The sequence below is a fragment of the Microbacterium sp. ANT_H45B genome (assembly GCF_008369345.1).
Classification (GTDB): domain Bacteria; phylum Actinomycetota; class Actinomycetes; order Actinomycetales; family Microbacteriaceae; genus Microbacterium.
This window is the reverse complement of sequence record NZ_VOBK01000001.1, coordinates 1,166,563-1,186,243: the sequence shown is the minus strand read 5'-3', so window position 1 is coordinate 1,186,243 and position 19,681 is coordinate 1,166,563. Positions and strand designations below refer to the sequence as shown.

General features: G+C 70.0%; 16 protein-coding genes, 1 tRNA gene and 1 other RNA gene. 4 read left to right on the top strand and 14 right to left on the bottom strand.

The window, feature by feature from the left end:
- Window positions 1-37: 37 nt before the first annotated feature.
- The 5 genes from FQ142_RS05710 to ffs form a co-directional block, all read right to left on the bottom strand.
- A complete protein-coding gene (locus tag FQ142_RS05710; protein WP_149422554.1) occupies window positions 38-1,258 on the bottom strand; it encodes an acetate/propionate family kinase in 1,221 nt (406 codons plus the stop codon).
- The gene (gene pta / locus FQ142_RS05705; protein ID WP_149422553.1) at window positions 1,255-3,378 is read right to left on the bottom strand and encodes a phosphate acetyltransferase; all 2,124 of its coding nucleotides are present in this window, start codon (window positions 3,376-3,378) and stop codon (window positions 1,255-1,257) included. The genes FQ142_RS05710 and pta overlap by 4 nt, the downstream gene beginning before the upstream one ends.
- A 52-nt stretch (window positions 3,379-3,430) precedes the next feature.
- Complete coding sequence (locus FQ142_RS05700; protein ID WP_253384043.1) at window positions 3,431-3,997, bottom strand: hypothetical protein; 567 nt, start codon at window positions 3,995-3,997, stop codon at window positions 3,431-3,433.
- Window positions 3,998-4,182: 185 nt separating this feature from the next.
- Entirely contained in the window at window positions 4,183-4,818 is a 636-nt protein-coding gene (locus tag FQ142_RS05695) for a rhomboid family intramembrane serine protease (protein WP_262492063.1), read from the bottom strand.
- 43 nt (window positions 4,819-4,861) lie between these two features.
- An RNA gene (gene ffs / locus FQ142_RS05690) (signal recognition particle sRNA small type) lies at window positions 4,862-4,958 on the bottom strand.
- Window positions 4,959-5,113: 155 nt separating this feature from the next.
- Between ffs and FQ142_RS05685 the strand changes: the two genes are divergently transcribed.
- Genes FQ142_RS05685 through FQ142_RS05675 form a run of 3 tightly spaced genes read left to right on the top strand, consistent with a single transcriptional unit; the run spans window position 5,114 to window position 9,586 of the window.
- A complete protein-coding gene (locus FQ142_RS05685; RefSeq protein ID WP_045254260.1) occupies window positions 5,114-6,103 on the top strand; it encodes an AAA family ATPase in 990 nt (329 codons plus the stop codon).
- Window positions 6,104-6,114: 11 nt separating this feature from the next.
- Window positions 6,115-7,329: a DUF58 domain-containing protein gene (locus FQ142_RS05680; protein WP_149422551.1), complete on the top strand. Its 1,215-nt coding sequence runs from the start codon at window positions 6,115-6,117 to the stop codon at window positions 7,327-7,329.
- Complete coding sequence (locus tag FQ142_RS05675; RefSeq protein ID WP_149422550.1) at window positions 7,316-9,586, top strand: transglutaminaseTgpA domain-containing protein; 2,271 nt, start codon at window positions 7,316-7,318, stop codon at window positions 9,584-9,586. Before FQ142_RS05680 ends, FQ142_RS05675 begins: the two co-directional genes overlap by 14 nt.
- Before the next feature lie 5 nt (window positions 9,587-9,591).
- On the opposite strand, the gene FQ142_RS05670 is transcribed toward FQ142_RS05675, so the two are convergent.
- Both FQ142_RS05670 and FQ142_RS05665 read right to left on the bottom strand, forming a co-directional pair.
- Entirely contained in the window at window positions 9,592-10,482 is an 891-nt protein-coding gene (locus tag FQ142_RS05670; RefSeq protein WP_149422549.1) for a rhodanese-related sulfurtransferase, read from the bottom strand.
- A gap of 9 nt (window positions 10,483-10,491) precedes the next feature.
- A complete protein-coding gene (locus FQ142_RS05665) occupies window positions 10,492-11,352 on the bottom strand; it encodes an aminoglycoside phosphotransferase (RefSeq protein ID WP_149422548.1) in 861 nt (286 codons plus the stop codon).
- 200 nt (window positions 11,353-11,552) lie between these two features.
- On the opposite strand from FQ142_RS05665, the gene FQ142_RS05660 reads away from it, so the two are divergent.
- Window positions 11,553-11,640, top strand: a tRNA-Ser gene (locus tag FQ142_RS05660).
- Window positions 11,641-11,882: 242 nt separating this feature from the next.
- On the opposite strand, the gene FQ142_RS05655 is transcribed toward FQ142_RS05660, so the two are convergent.
- The 7 genes from FQ142_RS05655 to FQ142_RS05625 form a co-directional block, all read right to left on the bottom strand.
- Window positions 11,883-12,479, bottom strand: coding sequence for a GNAT family N-acetyltransferase (locus FQ142_RS05655; RefSeq protein ID WP_149422547.1), 597 nt, complete (start codon window positions 12,477-12,479; stop codon window positions 11,883-11,885).
- Between the two features lie 30 nt (window positions 12,480-12,509).
- Window positions 12,510-13,145, bottom strand: coding sequence for a phosphatase PAP2 family protein (locus tag FQ142_RS05650; protein ID WP_149422546.1), 636 nt, complete (start codon window positions 13,143-13,145; stop codon window positions 12,510-12,512).
- Window positions 13,146-13,212: 67 nt separating this feature from the next.
- A complete protein-coding gene (locus FQ142_RS05645; protein WP_410477426.1) occupies window positions 13,213-14,577 on the bottom strand; it encodes a multidrug effflux MFS transporter in 1,365 nt (454 codons plus the stop codon).
- 228 nt (window positions 14,578-14,805) lie between these two features.
- Complete coding sequence (locus tag FQ142_RS05640; protein ID WP_149422545.1) at window positions 14,806-15,954, bottom strand: cystathionine gamma-synthase; 1,149 nt, start codon at window positions 15,952-15,954, stop codon at window positions 14,806-14,808.
- A gap of 66 nt (window positions 15,955-16,020) precedes the next feature.
- The gene (locus FQ142_RS05635) at window positions 16,021-17,397 is read right to left on the bottom strand and encodes a cystathionine beta-synthase (RefSeq protein WP_149422544.1); all 1,377 of its coding nucleotides are present in this window, start codon (window positions 17,395-17,397) and stop codon (window positions 16,021-16,023) included.
- An 89-nt stretch (window positions 17,398-17,486) separates the two neighbouring features.
- On the bottom strand, window positions 17,487-18,446 hold the full coding sequence (locus tag FQ142_RS05630) for a carbohydrate ABC transporter permease (RefSeq protein ID WP_056420153.1): 960 nt from the start codon (window positions 18,444-18,446) through the stop codon (window positions 17,487-17,489).
- Entirely contained in the window at window positions 18,443-19,582 is a 1,140-nt protein-coding gene (locus FQ142_RS05625; RefSeq protein ID WP_056420510.1) for a carbohydrate ABC transporter permease, read from the bottom strand. The genes FQ142_RS05630 and FQ142_RS05625 overlap by 4 nt, the downstream gene beginning before the upstream one ends.
- Between the last annotated feature and the right edge of the window lie 99 nt (window positions 19,583-19,681).

Sequence of the window (19,681 nt, the reverse complement as noted above, 5' to 3'; positions counted from 1 at the left end):
GGCACGGCGCCGCCGCACACCCCCGGGATCGGATGGGTCAGAGCAGGCGCGAGGTCTGTCTGGCGATCTCCAGCTCCTCGTTCGTCGGGACGACCAGCACCGCCACCGAGGAGGTGTCGGCGGAGATCCGACGGATGCCGCGTTCACGCGCGGCATTGCGTCCGGCGTCGATGACGACGCCCGCGAATCCGAGGGTCGCCATCGCCTCGGCGCGGACCGCCGCGGCGTTCTCGCCGACGCCCGCGGTGAACGAGATGACGTCGACGCCGCCAAGCTGGGCGATGTAGGCCCCGGCGTAGGCGCGCAGGCGGTGGATGTAGACGTCGAACGCGAGCGTCGCCGCCTGGTCGCCGCTCTCGCGACCGGCGAGGATGTCACGCATGTCGCTGCGTCCGGCGAGCCCCTGCAGACCGCTGCGCTTGTTGAGCAGCGCGTCGAGATCGTCGATCGAATACCCGGCGCGACGCGAGAGGTGCACGAGGGCGGCAGGGTCGAGGTCGCCCGAGCGCGTGCCCATGACCAGGCCCTCCAGCGGGGTCAGGCCCATCGAGGTCTCGACCGACCGCCCGCCGTCGACGGCCGTGACCGAGGCGCCGTTCCCGAGGTGGAAGACGAGCTGGCGGAGAGTGCCGAGATCGCGGCCGAGGAACGCGGCGGCCGATTCGCTCACGAACTGGTGGCTGGTCCCGTGGAATCCGTAGCGTCGCACCCGATGCGCGGCGGCGAGCTCGGCGTCGATCGCGTAGGTGTACGCGGCGGGCGGGAGCGTCTGGTGGAACGCGGTGTCGAAGACCGCGACGTGCGGCACGTCGGAGAAGACCGCCTTCGCCGCGACGATCCCGGCCAGGTTCGCCGGGTTGTGCAGCGGAGCGAGGACCGCGAGCTCCTCGATCTGCTCCTCGACGTTCGGGGTGACGAGCGTCGGCGCGTAGAACCGCGCGCCGCCGTGCACGACGCGGTGCCCGACGGCGACCGGCGGATGCTCGTCGAGGAGCGGACCGTGCGCGGCGAACTGCTCCAACATCACCGCGAACGCGGCATCGTGATCGGCGAGCTGCTGCTCGGAGTCGTACGTCGCGTCGAGCATCGTGGTCGCGGCCCCCGCACCGGCGGCGGGCCGCACGGTGTGCCGGATCGCACTGGCATCCTGACCGATCCGCTCGATCAGACCGGCGGCGAGCTCGGTCTCGTCCTCGATGTCGATGAGGCTGTACTTCAACGACGAGGAGCCGCTGTTGATCACGAGGATGGCACTCATGCCGTCGCTCCTTCGGCCTGCGCCTGGATCGCCGTGATCGCCACGGTGTTGACGATGTCGTCGACCAGCGCCCCACGGGAGAGGTCGTTGATGGGCTTGTTGAGTCCCTGCAGCACCGGCCCGATGGCCACGGCGCCGGCGGAGCGCTGCACGGCCTTGTAGGTGTTGTTGCCCGTGTTGAGGTCGGGGAACACGAAGACGGTGGCGCGGCCGGCGACGGCGGAGTCGGGCAGCTTCGCCTTCGCGACCGCGGCGTCGGCCGCCGCGTCGTACTGGATAGGACCCTCGACGAGCAGTTCGGGTGCCCTCTCGTGCACGAGTGCCGTCGCGGCGCGCACCTTGTCGACATCGGCGCCCGACCCCGACTCGCCCGTCGAGTACGACAGCATCGCGATGCGCGGCTCGATCCCGAACTGCTGCGCGGTGGCCGCCGACGAGATCGCGATGTCGGCGAGCTGCTCGCTGGTCGGATCGGGGATGACGGCGCAGTCGCCGTAGACGAGCACCCGGTCGGCGAGCGCCATGAGGAAGACGCTGGAGACGACGGTGACGCCCGGCTTCGTCTTGATGATCTCGAACGACGGGCGGATCGTGTGCGCGGTGGTGTGGGCCGCACCCGAGACCATGCCGTCGGCGAGGCCGAGGTGCACCATCATCGTGCCGAAGTACGACACGTCGGTGACGGTGTCGGCGGCCTGGGCGAGAGTGATCCCCTTGTGCGCACGGAGCCTGGCGTACTCGGTCGCAAACCTCTCCACCATCTCAGGATCCGTGGGGCTGATCACCTGCGCACCGGAGATGTCGACTCCGAGCTCGGTCGCACGCGCGCGCACGGCCGACTCCTCGCCGAGGATGGTGAGATCGGCCACCTCGCGTGCCAGCAGGGTCGCCGCGGCGCGGAGGATCCGGTCGTCGTCGCCCTCGGGCAGCACGATTCGCCGCCTGTCGGCCCTCGCCCGTTCGATGAGGCCGTATTCGAACATCAACGGCGTCACGACCCGCGACTCTGCGAGACCGAGCTGCGTGGTGAGCTCGGTGATGTCGACGTGGGTCTGGAAGAGCCCGAGCGCACGGTCGTAGCGGCCGCGCGACTCCGGTGAGATGCGCCCCCGTGCTCCCATCACCCGCACCGCGGTGTCGTAGGTGCCGAGATCCGTCGCGATGATCGGCACGGTCGAGGTGAAGCCGTCGAGCAGCTGCACGATCGGCTCCGGCAGGGGGAACGGTCCGTTCAGGATGATGCCGGCGACCCGCGGGAACGTCCCCGAGGCGTCGGCGAGCAACGTCGCCAGCAGCACCTCGGTGCGGTCGGCCGGGATCACGACGACCGACTCCTCGGTCAGCCGCGGGAGCACGTTGACCATCGACATCCCGGCGACGACGATCGTCAGCGCCTCGCGAGCGAGCCGGTCGGGGTCTCCCTTGATGAGACGGCCGTCGACGGCCGTCAGGATGCCGTCGATCGACGGCGCCACGAGGGCGCGGTCCTCGGGGATCGCCCACACGGGGGTGGTCTTCTCCGGCCGCACCGCGGCGACGGCGTCTTCGATGGCCTCGAGGGCGCCGGGATCGGCCCGGTTCACGGCCACGGCGAAGAGCTCGGCACGCTCGACGTCGAGTTCGGAGAGCGCGAGCGCGGCGATCTGGCCCACCGCGGCCGGCGTGCGGGCGGTGGTGGTCCCGAGCTGCTCGGCCTGACGCCGCTGGTCACGGCCGCTCAGCACGAGCAGGACGGGGGCTGCGAGGTTCGCGGCGATCCTGGCGTTGTATCCGAGCTCGGCGGGGCTGGCCACGTCGGTGTAGTCGCTGCCGATGATCACGACGGCATCGCACTGGGCCTCGACCGCCTTGAACCGGGCGACGATGCTCGAGAGCGCACGATCCGGGTCGTCGCGGACGTCGTCGTAGGTGACCCCGATGCAGTCCTCGTAGTCGAGCTGCACGCCGTCGTGGGCGAGCAGGAGCTCGAGCACGTCGTCGCGTTCGGTCACGGAACGTGCGATCGGGCGGAAGACCCCGACCCGCGGCGTGACGCGCATGAGCGCATCGAGCACGCCGAGGGCGATGGTGGACTTGCCGGTATGGCCTTCGGCCGAGGTGATGTAGATGCTCTGCGCCACAGTCCCACCTTAGGCGCACGCTGCTATGGCGGGGCTGGGTCTGCGACGCCTCTCAGCAGTGGCCGGAGAGGGCGTCGACCACGGACACCGCGTCGGACTCATACCGGGAGTAGTAGTCGCGGTCGGTGTTGATCTGGACCCGGTGGATGGCGTGCGAGCGGGGCATCGAGGGCCAGTCCGCGACCCGCGCCAGCCGCTCGTAGAACAGCGTCGCGGCGGTCGCCGGGTCCATCCGCGCTTCGGGGGGTCCCCACCACTCCTGCTGCTGGAACAGTCCGATGCTGGTCGTGCGGCTGCCGTCGGGGTTCGTGAATCCCCGCGTCTCCCAATCGCCGTAGTCGATGTTGTGCAGGCTGCTCTCGCCCATGGCCGTCATCACCCCGAGGATCTGCCCGTCACGGCCGAACCCGAGCGCGGTGGCCGTCTGCATGATCGTCGCGGCGTTCTCGAGCTGCTCGCCCTGCCACCCCTCGATCCCCGAGGCGGGGAACGTGCGCGGATCGTCCACGCAGATCGCGGTCGGCTTCTCGTGGGCGAGGCCCAGAGGGATCAGCACCGCGGCGAGCGCCACCGCGAGGACGGCGGCCGACGACCACGCGATGCGCCGCAGCAGCCGCATCCGCCTGATCCTGCGCTGCGCACGACGGCGCGGCGACATCCGCCTGCGGCGCGAGCGGGCCCGCGCAGACGGCCCACGGCGCTTCGCCGCGCCGGCGCGAGACCCTCCGCCGGCCCGTGATCCTGTCCCGACCCGAGATCCTGTGCGCCGACGCGCCGTCGGACGGCGCCCTCCCCCGGTGCCGCTCATCCGCCCCGGACTCCGCCCGCGCGCGCCCTCGGCACCGGCCGCCGACCGACGAGAGCGGCGAGCCCGCCGCCGACGGCACCGAACAGGTGCGCCTGCCAGGAGATGCCCTCGCGCACGCCGACGACGCCGGCGAGCATCGATCCTCCGTACAGTCCGATCACGATGATCGCGATCACCGCGTACAGCACTCGGTGCGAGACCCGACCGGGCGCGAACACCCGCATGATCGTGTAGCCGAAGTACCCGAAGACGAGACCGGAGGCGCCGACGGTGAGCGCCCCCGGCGCGTTCAGGATCCAGGTGCCGAGGCCGCCGATCACCGCGGCGAACGCGGTCACCGCCCAGAATCGCCGTGCGCCCTCGACGGCGACGAGACAGCCGAGCACCAGCAGCGGCACGGTGTTGCCGATCAGGTGTGCCCAGTCCGCGTGCAGGAGAGGACCGACGACGATACCGCCGAGGCCGGTGAGATCCCACGAACGGAGGCCGAAGCCGGTGAAGGATCCGGGGAGCACGGCATCGGCGGCTTGGATGAGCCACATGGCTGCGACCAGCAGAACGGGCGATGCGAAACGACCGAGTGCGCGGGAGCGCGGAGAGTCGGCGGTTCTGATCACGTCTGGCCCTGTCACGTCACGATCCTGGCAGGACTGCCCCGGAGGACGCTGACAAAAAGAAAGCGGCCCTCCGCGCACCCAGCAGAGCCCGGTTACCCTTGCTGCGTTTCCGCCCTGGGGGAATTGGCCTGGATGCCGCCACGCGGAGAGCCGTGGACGAGTCTAGCCGATGCGCGGACCCCCTCTACGACAGACCGGCCGATCATCGACGTCGCGCCCTTCGGATGCGGCGACCGTTGTCACCCCATCCGAAGGGAGCCGGGTTACGATCGGTTCACGCGCACCGCAGCGCCCACGCGAGAGGGAACGCATGCCAGAGAATCCGCCCCTGACCCCGGCCGTCGCCGACGCCGAGCAGTTCGCCGCGCAGACGACTGCCATCCTCGGTTCGGTCGGACGGGTGATCGACGGCAAGCCCGATGCCGTGCGCAGCGCCCTCGTCTGCCTGCTCGCCCAGGGCCATCTGCTGATCGAAGACGTCCCCGGCGTCGGCAAGACCATGCTGGCGCGTGCTCTGGCCGCGAGCGTCGATGCGACCGTCCGCCGCATCCAGTTCACCCCCGACCTGCTGCCGGGAGATGTGACCGGGGTCAGCGTCTACAACCCCGTCGATCGGGAATTCGAGTTCAAGCGCGGCGCGGTGTTCGCGCACATCGTGATCGCCGACGAGATCAACCGCTCCTCCCCCAAGACCCAGTCCGCACTGCTCGAGGCGATGGAGGAGGGACAGGTGACGGTCGACGGGTCGACCCACATGCTGCCCGACCCGTTCCTCGTGGTGGCGACCCAGAACCCCCTCGAGATGGAGGGCACGTACGCGCTCCCCGAGGCTCAGCGGGATCGTTTCATGATGCGCATCTCGATGGGGTATCCGGATGCCGCGGCCGAGGCCCTGATGCTGCGTCAGCGCGACGTCGTGAACCCCCTCGCATCGATCACCCCCGTCGCCGACGCCGCGTCGATCTCGGGTCTGATCGCGTGGGCGCGGTCGGTGCATGTCGCGCCGGCGCTCGAGGAGTACACGGTGGCCCTCGCTCAGGCGACACGATCAGACCCGAACCTGCATCTGGGGGCGAGCCCACGAGCGACACTGCAGCTGATCAGGGCCGCGAAGGTGTGGGCGGCCCTCGACGGCCGCGACTTCGTGATCCCCGACGACGTCACCGCGCTCCTGCTCCCGGTGTTCGCACACCGTCTGCTCCCGGCCCGCGGAGCGCAGCGTGCCGGTGCCCAGCCGGTCGAGGCGGCGCTGCGTCAGATCGTCGAGCGGGTGCGCGTGCCCGTGGCCGCCCGCTCCTGATCCCCGCCGCCATGCCTCGTCGTCGAACGCTCACGCTGCGGGGTACGGCCGCGCTCCTCGCCGGCCTCGGATGCCTGATCGCCGCCAACCTGGTCGGCGCGCAGATCCTCCTGTACGTCGGCGTGCTCTTCCTCGCCGTGACCGCGTTCTCGGTGCTCGCGGTACGACTGCCCCGTCGCTCCGGTTCGGTGGCACGGCAGGTCTCCACCGACCTGCTGACCGTCTCCGAGACCTCGCGCGTCACCGTGCGCGTCTCGCTGCGTGCGATGCGCGTGCCGCGAGGACTGTGGCGAGACGTCCTGCCCGATGCGGTGACGGGCGACGCCGCGGGCGAGTACCCGCCCGAGGCCGGTCAGCTCGGCTATGCGATCACCGGCGTGCGCCGAGGCGTGTGGCCGGTCGGCCCCTTCGTGCTGCGCACGGTGGATCCCTTCGGACTCGCCCAGCGCGAGCAGGCCTTCGGTGAGACCCGCAGCGTGACGGTCGTCCCCGAGGTGTTCGCTCTCGCCCCGCTCGCGGTCAAGGTGGGCGCCGCCGGCGGCACGGCGCAGACCTCGTCGAGCAGGCTCGGCCAGGGCAGCGACAACCTCTCGCCGCGTCGGTACATCCCCGGCGACTCGATGCGTCGTATCCACTGGCGCGCGACCGCGCATCGGGGGCAGCTGATGGTGCGGCAGGAGGAGGAGGAATCGAGCCCGGACGCGCTCGTCGTCCTCGACCGCAGCGCGGGGCGCTGGGCACGGCCGGGAGATGCGGCGGACCCCGCCTTCGAGGCGGCGGTGTCGATGTGCGCCTCCGTCGCCGTGCATCTGGAGCAGGAGGGGTACGGCGTCGACGTGATCGACAGCGGCGGCACGCTCCTCGGCACCCTGCGCGGACATGAGGACGACCGCGACGGCCTGCTCGTCTCCCTCGCGCTGGTCGCTCCGCGCGGGGACGCGCGGGACATCGCGGCCCTCGTCGGAGGCACGCCTCCCGGCCCTCTCGTGTACATCACCGGCGAGCTGGACGAGGAGGATGCGGCGCTCCTGCGCCCCTCCGGCGCCGCCGCGCCCCTGCTGTTCGCCACGGGTGCCCTCCCCGGCGCGGCGGAGGCAGCCGGACAGCACGGCTGGCGCTTCGCGGAGCTCTCGGACGACATCGCCGAGGCATGGGCGGATGCCCTCCCCGAGCGCACCGCACCGAGCCACGCCGGTCCGCGGAAGGTCGCAGATGTCGCGGACTGAACGCAGGTCGCGGCGCTCGACCCGGCTGCCGTGGCGTCGCGAGCACGAGCTCCCCGCGGGCACCGTGCTGCCGTCCGTCCTCGCGGCGGCGGCCGCGCTCGTCGCGTTGTGGCCGTTCACCTCTGTCATCGAGCCGGGCGCCTGGGCGTCCACTGTCCTCCTGCTCATCGTCGCGATCGCCCTCACGGGGATGGTCGTGCGCACCTCGATGCGCAGACGTGCGTCCTGGGTCCGCGATCTCACCACGATCGGCGTGCAGGTGGTGGTCGCCGCCGGGCTCATCGTGCTGGTGGTCGCCGGTGACACCGCCGTCCTCGGGGTCATCCCGACGGATTCGACGGTCTTCGTGTTCCAGACGCTCGCCTCCGCCGCCTGGGAGGAGATCGTGTACGGGGCCGCCCCGATCGCGGCGTCGCCCGGCCTCGAGGCCATGATGGGTGCCGGCTTCGCCCTCGTCGCCGTGCTGCTCGACCAGCTCGTCGCGCAACGTGGAGCCGTGCTCGCCGGGCTCCTGACCGCCGTCGTCGGAGCGGTTCCGATGATCGTCACCCTCGGCGGCGTGGACATCGTGTGGTTCATCGCCCTGGCCATCCTGATCCTCGCTCTGCTCCGGTATTCGGGAACCCAGGACCCGGAGTCCCCTCGACGCTCCTCCGTGGCGGTCGGGATGGTCGTGGGCGTCGCCGCGCTCGCGGTGACCGTCGTGGTGGCCCCCCTGCTCCCGGTGTCCGCGAGTCTCGCGGGTACCGGTGCCGGCGTCACCGTCGACGCCTCGCTGCGCCTCGGCGACGACCTGCGCCAGCCGAATCCGGTCGAGGTGCTGACGGTCGCGACCACGGCCGACACCGCGCCCTATCTCCGGCTCACGACCCTCTCCGAGTTCGACGGACGCGTGTGGGAGCCGGACCGCGGCGGCCTGCAGTCCCAGGACGAGGGATTCGGGCCTGCGGAGTGGACCGACGACATCGAGACCACCGACAAGAACACGTCGATCCGCGTCATCCGCATGTCGAGCGCCTGGCTGCCGGTCCCCTACCCCGCCACCGACGTGCAGGGCCTCCCCGCGTCCTGGAGGGTGAGTCCGGACAATCGCACCCTCGCCTCGCGCACCGCGGATGCGGTCGGCAGCGACTACACGGTGCGCTCGGTCGAGGTCTCTCCCACGCTCGAGCAGATCCGCGCGATCCCCGCCGCCGAGGCGGCGACGGACCCGGAGAACGAGCCGTTCGAGATCCCCGAGGCGGTCAGTGAGACCGCCGCCGAGGTCACCGCCGGTGCGACCAACGACTACGACCGCCTGATCGATCTGCAGTCCTGGTTCCGCAGCGAGTTCACCTACTCCCTCGAGACGCCGGTCGACGAGGGTTTCGACGGCACGGGCGCCGACGCGGTCGAGCAGTTCCTCGACGTGCGCTCCGGGTACTGCATCCACTTCGCCGGAGCGTTCGCGCTGATGGCCGAGAGCCTCGACATGGACGTGCGCATCGTCGTGGGGTACCTGCCCGGTGTGCTCACCGAGACGAAGCGCGGCGACGAGTCCGTGTATTCGGTGTCCAGCGATCAGCTGCACTCCTGGCCCGAGGTGCGTTTCCCTGGCATCGGATGGGTGCCTTTCGAGCCGACCGCCTCGCTGGGTGTGCCCACGGCGTTCACGGCGGCGGCCACGACGGGCGGCGGCTCTCTGGAGGCGGCGACCCCCGCACCGACGACCGCTCCGACAGCGCAGACCAGCTCGGGACCCGACATCGAGCGCCAGGATGCCGGGGACAACTCCGGCGCGACCTCGCAGCTGCGCACCCTGGACCCCACCCCGGTGCTGCTCACGACGCTCGCCGTGCTGGTGGCGCTGCTGCTTCCGGCTCTGATCCGCCTCGCGGTCCGCGCCTCACGTCGCGGGCGTGCTCGACGCGGCGACGCGGCGGCCGCGTGGGCGGAACTGCGCGCCACCCTGGAGGATCTGCATCTGCCGCTGTCGGATGCGGAGACTCCGCGGGTGCGCGGCGATGACCTCATCCGGGATGACCGGGTGGATGCCGAGGCGATGCGCACGATCGTCGCCGCGGTCGAGCGGGCGAACTACGCCCGTGCGTCGTCGCGGACCGCGCACGATCTCGACACCGCCCTCGGCGCCGCCCTCGACACGGTGCTGGCAGGTCTGCGGCACAGTGTCGACCGGGGTGCGCGCGTGCGCGCATTCCTGGCGCCGCGTTCGCTGTTCATCGGCGGTCGCGTCGACCCGGCGCTGCTGACGCCCTGACGCGGTCAGGCGGCGTGGCGCTCGCAGCGCACGGAGTCGCAGTCCTCGCAGACGACGAACTGGGTGCGGCATGACGCATCGGGGCAGTTGGCCGTGCGCTTGGTGGCCGCGCCGCATCCGACGCACTGGCCGATGACGGCGGCGTGGGGCGAGAAGTCCACCGACCCGCGCTTGTCGAAGACGTAGAGGGATCCGTCCCACAGTCCGTCGTCGCCGTACTGCTCCCCGTAGCGGACGATGCCGCCCTCGAGCTGGTACACCTCTCCGAAGCCCCGTGCGGTCATCAGACTCGAGAGCACCTCGCAGCGGATCCCGCCCGTGCAGTAGGTGACGACCGGCTTGCCTTTGAGGTCGTCGTACGCGCCCGAGTCGAGCAGCTGGACGAAGTCGCGGGTGGTCTCGGTGTCAGGCACCACGGCCCCGCGGAATCGTCCGATCTGGGCTTCCAGCGCGTTGCGCCCGTCGAAGAAGACGACGTCGTCGCCGCGGCGCTCGACCAGCTCGTGCAGCTCGTCGGGAGTGAGGCGCTGACCGCCGCCCACGACGCCGTGCTCGTCGACCCGCAGCTCGCCCGGAGCCCCGAACGAGACGATCTCCTCGCGCACCTTGACGCTCAGTTTCGGGAAGTCGATGCTGCGCCCGTCGGCATCGACGCCGGTGCCGTCGCTCCACTTGATGTCGGTGTCGGCGAACGGCGCGTACGAGCGGAACGACCGCGCCCAGCGCTTGAGCACGCGTACGTCGCCGCCGAGGGTGCCGTTGACCCCGTCCTTCGATATCAGCAGTCGACCGCGCAGCCCCAGCGCCTCTCCGAGGTCTCGCTGCCACACCCGGATCGCCTCGGGGTCGGCGATCGGGGTGAAGACGTAGAAGAGGACGATCTTGGGGGTTGCCACCCAGAGATCCTACGTCGTGCGCAGCGGGGCCCTGGCACCCAGCAGCCGGCCGACATGGCGGTGCACGGCCGGGACCAGTGCGACGTTCTCTCCGGCGTCGGCGCGGGCGAGCAGCCTCGTCATCACGTACAGCTGCGAGACGACACCGCCCTCGGACTCGAGGTCGGCGCGGAAGAGGCGGGAGATCCGTTCGGCGATGCGCGGCACACCGAGCGAATGCCCCAGCAGGAACGCCGCGTCGTATCCCCGAGGTGCGAGCCCCCACGCCTCCCAGTCGGCGATGGCGAACGGATCGCAGTGCAGGTTGTTCCAATGCAGGTCTCCGTGCCCGGGCACCCAGGCGCTCGGGTCGACGTCGAGATCGATGCCGAAGAACACCGAGACGCGGCGCTGCACGGTCTCTGGGTCGAGCACTCTGCGCTCCGTCGTCGCTTGTGACACCGTGCCGAGGCTCTGGACGAGCGCCTCCCACCACGAGTCACCCAGCCGCGGCACCCGCTCGAGCACCGCCGTCGATGCGCAGGCCCGGCCCGGCAGCAGGCTCATGAGCTCTGCTCGGTAGACGAGGGAGGCATCCTCCCAGGCCCGTACGTCGAGCACCCTGGGCTTGGGGATGCCGACGAGCGTCGACGCGTCGACATTGCCGGTCCACCAATCGCCGCCCGCCTGCGCACGACGGGAGCGGACCACCCGCAGCCACACCTGCGCCCCGGCGTGCTCGACGACCGAGCCGATGGAGCGATCCCGCCACCCGAATCTGACGCGACCGAGACCGCGCGCCCCCATCTCCGCGAGGGCTCGCGCATGCGCCGCCCGCATCGCGGAGCGTACAGAGCTGCTGATCAGGGGTGTCGAACCGACGGTCGTCATCGAGGTCCTTCCATGAACTGACACGTACGCCTGACAGCATAACGTCCTCATTCGAGGATAGGAACCGCGTAGCCCGGATGCAACGGCTCGCACGATCGCATTCCGGTACATCCGAACCGCGACCAGGCGTGGGCGTCCCCTCCGCCCCCGCCTGGTCATGGCCCCTCCATCCGATCGGCTAGACTGTTCAGGTTGTTCCTGGTGACGTGTCCGAGCGGCCGAAGGAGCACGCTTGGAAAGCGTGTGTTGTGCAAGCAACCGCGGGTTCGAATCCCGCCGTCACCGCCAAAAAGCACGAAGGGTCTCCGCGCCAGCGGGGGCCCTTCGTGCTTTTTATCGAGCGTTGGGGATTCGGGGAGGAGCGAGCGCAGCGAGCACCGGAGTCCCGCCGTCACCGCCAAAAAGATCAAGGGTCTCCGCGCCAGCGGGGGCCCTTGATCTTTTTATCGAGCACCGTGGGATTCGGGGAGAACCGAGCGCCAGCGAGGATCGGAGTCCCGCCGTCACCGCCCCGCCACGCCGCGGTCGGGTCAGAAGCGCACACCGTAGCTCTGGCCGCCGGGCTCCGCCGGCAACGGCGTCATGCCGAGGCGCTCGTAGAACGCCGCGGCGCCGGTGTTGTTCGGGTCCATGCCCAGGTGCAGTCCGCGCACCCCGCGCCGGGTGAGCTCGGCGAACAGGGTCCGGATCAGCTGCCGACCGAGTCCCTGCCCCTGCGTCTCCGGAAGCAGGTCGATGTGCAGGTGCGCGGGGTACTCCGCGGAGTGGGCGTCGCGTCCGGGCGCCTGGGTGTAGCCGTGCTCGATCATCCGCTCCTCGCGGGTCGTCGGAGTCTCGGCGCGGGGGTAGCGCCCCTGCAGGGCCGGCCACCACTCGTCACGGAACCAGGTCGCGAACGCCTCGGTGTCGTCGGTCGCGACGATGTACCCGATCGCCCGGCCGTCGTCGGCCTCGACCACCCACGCGAGATCCGGATGCCGCTCCACGTAGGGCACGGCGAAGAGGTCACCCCACAGCGCGTCGTCCGAGAGGACGCCCGTGGCGTCGGCGCCGGCGTCCGCGGTCCTCGTGCAGATCTCGTACAGTGCGGCGCGATCGGACGGACGGTACGGACGGATGCGGGACACGACGGCTCCTCGATGAGATGGGGTGTGCGCTCAGCCTATCGGCGCGGGTGCCGGCTCCCGCCGCGAGTCCCGCCGCACCCACGGCAGGAGCAGCGCGCCGAGCACCAGGACGACACCGGCCCCGAGCAGCGCTCCGCCCAGCGTGTCGGTCGCCCAGTGCACCGACAGCAGCGTGCGCGAGATCGCCATCAGGACGATCCAGGCGATGCCGAGGATCGCCGTCCACAGACGCGGGAACACCAGCCAGAGCACCACGGCGATCGTCGCCGCGTTCGCGGTGTGCCCCGACGGGAAGGACCCGAAGTCGCTCGCGACGATCATGTCCTCCGGGCGCGCGCGACCGAAGAGCTGCTTGAGCAGCTGCACGGCTCCCGCGCTCGCGAGGAAGGCGATGGCGGCGAAGACGGCCGCCTGCCATCGCCGCGCGATGAGCAGCGCGAGGATCACGAGCAGCGGCACGACGAGGATCGCCACCCAGCCGCCGCCGATGTGATCGAGGGTCAGGGCGAACGACAGCATCCAGTCGGCGCGGTTCTCGACGACCTCCCGGTTCCACCAGACGTCGAACCCGGGCGGCTCGGTGTACCCGAAGACGATGGCCGCCCCGAGGAGCGTCGCCGCAGCGAGCATCCCGATTCCCCACCACAGCAGCGCACGTGTTCTCATCCGACCATTCTGCCGGTCGGAGCCTGGGCGTTCGGGACGCTGGGCCGAGTCGTCTGGCGCCGAGCGGTCAGGGGGCGAGCATCCCCACGGTGCGCGGACGCACGATGAGCCACAGCGACAGCACGCCGATCGCCGCGCAGCCGACCATGACCGAGGCCATCGTGGTGGCGGTGATCCCCGCGCCCTGCGAGATCCACCCCACGATCGGGGAGATGAGCCCCGCGACGCCGAAGTTGGTGGCCCCGATAACCGAGGCCGCGGTGCCCGCCGCCTTGCCGTGTCGGTCGAGGGCCAGCACCTGCACGTTCGGGAAGGTGAATCCGCAGGCGGTCATGAAGACGAAGAGCGGGACGACGGTGCCCCACAGCCCGAGGCCGAGCTGGTCGGTGACGATGATCGCCGCGCCTGCGATCAGCAGCACGGCGGTCGAGTAGGCCATCACCCACTGCGGACCGAACCGCGCGGCGAGCCGCGAGGCGGTCTGCACACCGGCGACGACGCCCAGCGAGTTCACCGCGAAGAGGAGCCCGTACTGCTGCGCGTCGAGACCGTGCGTCTGCTGGAACAGGAACGGCGACGCGGACAGGTACGAGAACAGACCCGAGAAGGTCATGCCGCCGATGATGAGCACGCCGATGAAGACGCGGTCGGAGAACACCGAGCGGTAGCGCTGCAGCACCGTGGCGCCGCCCTTCTCCTGACGCCGGGCGGCCGGCAGCGTCTCGGGCACGAACAGCGCGGTCGAGACGAGCATGACCACGCCGTAGAGCGCGAGCACGACGAAGATCCCGCGCCAGGGCATGAGCGTGAGCAGCCACGAGCCGATCAGCGGCGCGGCGACCGGGGCGACCCCCGAGACGAGGGCGAGCCGCGAGAGCATCACGACCAGACGACGCCCGCCGAACAGGTCGCGCACGATCGCCATGGCGACGACGCCGCCGGCCGCGGCACCCACGCCCATCAGCACGCGGGCGCCGCTGAGCAGCGGAAGAGTGGGGGCGTAGGCGGCTGCGGCGCTCGCGAGCACGTGCAACGCCGTCACGGCGATCAGAGGCACCCGCCGACCGACCTTGTCGCTCAGCGGTCCGACCACGAGCTGACCGAGCGCGAAGCCGATCATCGTCCCGGTGAGGGTGAGCTGGATCGCCGCCGCGGTGGTCTCGAAATCCTGCTCGAGCACGGGGAACGCCGGCAGGTACAGGTCGATCGTGAACGGACCGAGAGCGGTGAGTGCGCCGAGCAGCACGATGTACAGCGCGCGACGGCCGTTCGAGAGCGAGTCGCCGGGGTGCAGCATGATCGGCGCGGTGGCGGGATTCGAGCCCAGCGTGCGGATCGCGCCGGTGGCGGACGGGACGCGGATGCTACCGGTGGCCGTCCGCTCGACGTCGGGCGTCGTGGGAATGGAGTCTGTGCGTGGAGCGTCGGGCACGACGGTCCTTCCGGGATGTCGAGGGGAGGGGATCGAGTCGCAGCACGGTCGGATGGTCGAGGAATCTCGAATCGATTCGATCCGGGCGAGCCTCCATGCTACCTCCCCGCTCGCGCGCATCCGCATGCCGAGAAGACGGATGCAGGACGAAAACCCCGGGGGTTCCCGCCTGCATCCGTCTTCGGGACCTGCAGATGTGGGGAGGCGCGTCCCGCCGACCGGTCGACCTCAGAGTCGGGCGAGCCCCTGCTCGAGGTCGGCGATGAGGTCGTCGACGCCTTCGATCCCCACCGACAGCCTGACGACGTTCTCCGGCACGGCGAGAGCGGTGCCGCGCACCGAGGCGTGCGTCATGTCCGGCGGATAGCCGATCAGCGACTCGACGCCGCCGAGCGATTCCGCGAGCTGGAAGAGCTCGGTCGACTCGGCGAACGCTTTCGCCGCGCCGGCTCCGGCCGAGAGGCCGAGCGACAGCATCCCGCCGAACCGGCTCATCTGGGCCGCCGCGATGTCATGGCCGGGGTGCGAGTCGAGTCCCGGGTAGTAGACGGTCGAGAACTCCGGGCGTCCGGTCGCCCACTCGGCGATCGCCTGCGCGTTCTCGGAGTGCTGTCGCACGCGCACCGCGAGCGTCTTGATGCCGCGCGTCGTGAGCCAGGCGTCGAAGGGCGCCGACACGGCGCCGACGGCGAACTGCTGGAACGTGACCTGCTCGACGAAGCGGTCGTCGCCGAACACCACCGCTCCGCCGAGGACGTCGGAATGCCCGCCGAGATACTTCGTGGTGGAGTGCACGACCAGATCCGCACCGAGGGAGAGCGGCTGCTGCAGCGCCGGCGAGGCGAAGGTGTTGTCGACGACGGCGATCGCACCGGCCGCGTGCGCGATCTCGGAGACGGCCGCGATGTCGACGATCTTGAGCAGCGGGTTGCTGGGCGTCTCGACCCAGACGATCTTCGTCTCCGGGCGGATCGCCGCACGCAGCTCATCGGCATCGGACAACTCCACCGTCGTCGTCTCGACGCCCCAGTTCGCGAACACCCGCGCGAACAGGCGATATGTGCCGCCGTAGACGTCGTTGCCGAGAACGACGTGGTCCCCGGGCCTGAGGATGCCGCGCAGCAGCGCGTCCTCGGCCGCGAGCCCCGACGCGAACGACAGCGCGGTCGTTCCGCCCTCGAGGGCGGCGAGCTGCGTCTCGAGCGATGAGCGGGTGGGGTTGCCCGCACGGTTGTACTCGTAGCCGCCGCGGAACCCGCCGATGCCGTCCTGCACATGGGTGGAGGCCTGGTAGATGGGCGGGATGATCGACCCGGTGGTGGGGTCGGGCGCCTGACCTGCGTGGATGGCTCGGGTGGCGAAGGCATGCTCTGACATGCCCTCCACCCTACGTCCGGCCGGGTGACGGCATCCGCTCCTGTTACGCCCGGGGTCGCCCGCGACTCACCGCGAGATGTACGAGAGCAGATCCTGGCGGGTGAGCACGGTGTGGGGCTTGCCGTCGGCGGTCACCAGCAGCGCGTCGACATCGGCGAGTGCGGCACGCGCCTGCGCGAGGGGCGCGTGGATGCCGATGAGCGGCAGCCTCTCCCCCACGTGCTGGCCGACCGCGTCGGCCGGCTTCGCGTCTCCGCGGAACAGCAGGTCGAGCAGCCCCTTCTCGTCGACCGTGCCGACGACCTCGCCCATCATGACGGGCGGCTCGGCGCTCAGCACCACGAGCTGCGACACGTCGTACTCGGTCATCATGCCGATGGCCTCGAGCACCGTGTCGGTGGGATGCGCGTGCACGAGGTCGGGGATCCCCTCGCCGCGCCGGGAGGAACGGGTCGCCAGCACGTCGGCGACGGTCTCCCCCTCCTCCACCTCGCTGAAGCCGTACGACCGCATCCAGCCGTCGTTGAAGATCTTGCCGAGGTAGCCGCGCCCGCCGTCGGGCAGCAGCACCACCATGATCGCGTCGGCCGGCAGCTCGCGTGCGATCCGCAGCGCTCCGACGACGGCCATCCCGCTGGATCCTCCGACGAGGATCCCCTCCTCGCGGGCGAGCCGCCGGGTCATCGCGAATGATTCGGCGTCGCCGACCGCAACGATCTCATGGGGCACGCTCGGATCGTAGGCGCCGGGCCAGATGTCCTCGCCCACGCCCTCGACCAGGTACGGGCGTCCCGTCCCCCCGCTGTACACGCTGCCCTCGGGGTCGATGCCCACGATGCGCACGCGGTCGTCCGACACCTCGCGCAGGTAGCGGCCGGTGCCGGTGATGGTGCCCCCGGTGCCGACGCCGGCGACGAAGTGCGTGATCCGCCCGTCGGTGTCGCGCCAGATCTCGGGACCGGTGGTCTCATAGTGGCTGCGGGGGCCGTTCGGGTTCTCGTACTGATTGGGCTTGAAGGCGCCGGGGATCTCGCGGGCGAGTCGATCGCTCACGCTGTAATACGACTCCGGGCTGTCGGCGGCGACCGACGTGGGGGTGACGACGACCTGCGCGCCGTAAGCGCGCAGCACGTCGATCTTGTCCTCGCCGACCTTGTCGGGCAGCACGAAGACGCAGGTGTAGCCGCGCTGCTGCGCCACGAGGGCGAGGCCCACGCCGGTGTTGCCGCTCGTCGGCTCGACGATCGTGCCGCCGGGCTTCAGCTCTCCCGAGGCCTCGGCCGCGTCGATGATGCGCGAGGCGATGCGGTCCTTCGCCGACCCTCCCGGGTTCAGGTACTCGAGCTTCACGAGCACGGTGCACTCCACGCCCTCGGTGACATGCCGGAGCTTCACGAGGGGCGTGTCGCCGACGAGGTCGACGATGGAGTCTGCGTACTTCATGTTCACAGCGTACGTGCGACGATGCCGCGACCGGGACTGTATGTCACCCGATCGCGGCATCGTGTCATCCGCTTCCGTAACCTGCCGGATCAGCCCTTCGTGGACCCGGCCAGGAGTCCGCGGACGAAGAACCGCTGCAGCGAGAAGAATACGATCAGCGGAACGATGATCGACACGAACGCCCCGGCGGTGAGCAGGTACCAGCCCTCGCCGCGACCGGTGATCTCGGCGAGCACCTTCGTGATCGGCGAGGCGGCGCCGTCGGCGAACACCAGGGCGACGATCAGGTCGTTCCAGACCCAGAGGAACTGGAAGATCGCGACCGACGCGATCGCCGGCATCGTGAGCGGCAGCACCACGCGGAAGAAGATCTGCCCGCGCGATGCACCGTCGACGCGCGCGGCCTCGATGATCTCGCCCGGGATCTCCGACATGAAGTTGTGCAGCAGGTAGATCGCCAGGGGCAGCGCGAACATGGTGTGGGCGAACCAGACCTGCGCATACCCGCCCGCGACATCGAGCCCCAGCGTCACCTGCACCCCGAAGAGGTTGATGCCCCGCGAGAACGACGACAGCAGCGGGACCAGCGCCATCTGGATCGGCACGATCTGGAGGGCGAACACGAAGATGAACAGCGCGTTGCGTCCCTTGAACTCGATCCACGAGAAGGCGTACGCCGCCATGGCCGCGATCATCAGCGGGATGATCGTGGCCGGGATCGTGATCACGATCGAGTTGAAGAAGGACTCCAGGATCGTCAGCTGGGTGGTGCCGGACTGCAGCACGGCCGCGTAGTTGTCCAGGGTCAGCTGCGGGTTGGTGAAGAAGGTCCACCAGCCGGTCGTCTCGATCGCCTCGCGTTCGCGGAACGACGAGATGAACAGGCCGACCGTCGGGATCGTCCAGAGGACGGCGATGACGATCGATGCGACGGTCGCCCAGGGTCGGCTGAGACGCTTGCGCGCTCGTCCGGCCGAGGCTTCGAACCTGCCCCCGGTGGTGATCGCCCTCGTGCTGGCGGGGGTCTCTGACTTCACGGTGTCGGTCATCGGATCTCCCGCTGCTTCTTGATCTGGCGCGCGTTGTAGATGACGATCGGCAGCACCAGGATGAACAGGATGACGGAGAGCGCAGCGCTGCGTCCCGCCTCGAACTTCGAGAACTGGGTGTACATCTCGTTCGCGAGCACCGACGTGCCGTAGTTTCCACCGGTCATGGTGCGCACGATGTCGAAGACCTTCAGCGAGGCGATCGAGATCGTGGTCAGCACGACGATGAGTGCCGGTCGGATCGACGGGATCGTGACCGACCAGAAGCGCTCCCAGGCGTTCGCGCCGTCGAGCTCGGCCGCTTCGAGCAGCTCCTGCGGCACGCCCTTGATGGAGGCCGACAGCACGACCATCGCGAAACCGGTCTGCACCCAGATCAGCACCACGATGAGAGCGAGGTTGTTCCAGGGCCCGTTCAGCAGGAACTGCTGCGGCTCGCCGCCGAACCAGACCAGGATCTGGTTGAGGAGACCGATCTGCTCGAACTCGCCGCCGCGGTAGGCGTAGACGAAGCGCCAGATGATGCTGGCACCGACGAACGAGATCGCCATCGGCATGAACACCAGCAGCTTGTAGACCTTCTCGCCGCGGGTCTTGTCGATGAAGACGGCGTATGCGAGGCCGATGAGGGTGGAGAGGGTCGGGACGAGCAGCACCCAGACGATCGTGTTGACGACCGACGAGACGCCGTCGGACTGGGTGAAGATCCAGAGGTAGTTCGAGAAGCCGACGAAGTCACTGCCCGTCGAGTTCCAGAACGACGCGTAGACCGTCTGGATCGACGGGAGGATCAGGCCCGCCAGCAGCAGCAGCATCGCCGGTGCCATGAACGCGACGAGCTGGATCAGGTATCCCGCGCCGTCGCGGGAGCGGTAGTCGAGGAAGAAGAACAGTGCACCGACGGCGACGGCGACTCCCATCGCCCAGTAGTAGGAGTTGAAGAAGAACATCACCGCGAGCGGGATGAGCAGGCACATCGCGAGGCGGATGCCGGTGTAGAGCGCGCCCTTTCGGGGGGCGATGTCGACGAGAAGCAGGATGACCACCACGACCACCGCGAAGGCGATGACCACGGCGACGGCCTGGAGGATCGGCGGCAACGTGCCGATCCATTGGAAGAACACAGTCGCGTTCACGGATTCCCCTTTGCAGAGACGGAGCAGATCGAGCGGCCCGAGCGACACCGCTCAGGCCGGGTGTGAGAAGGAGGGCCGCCCCTCGGGGCGGCCCTCCTC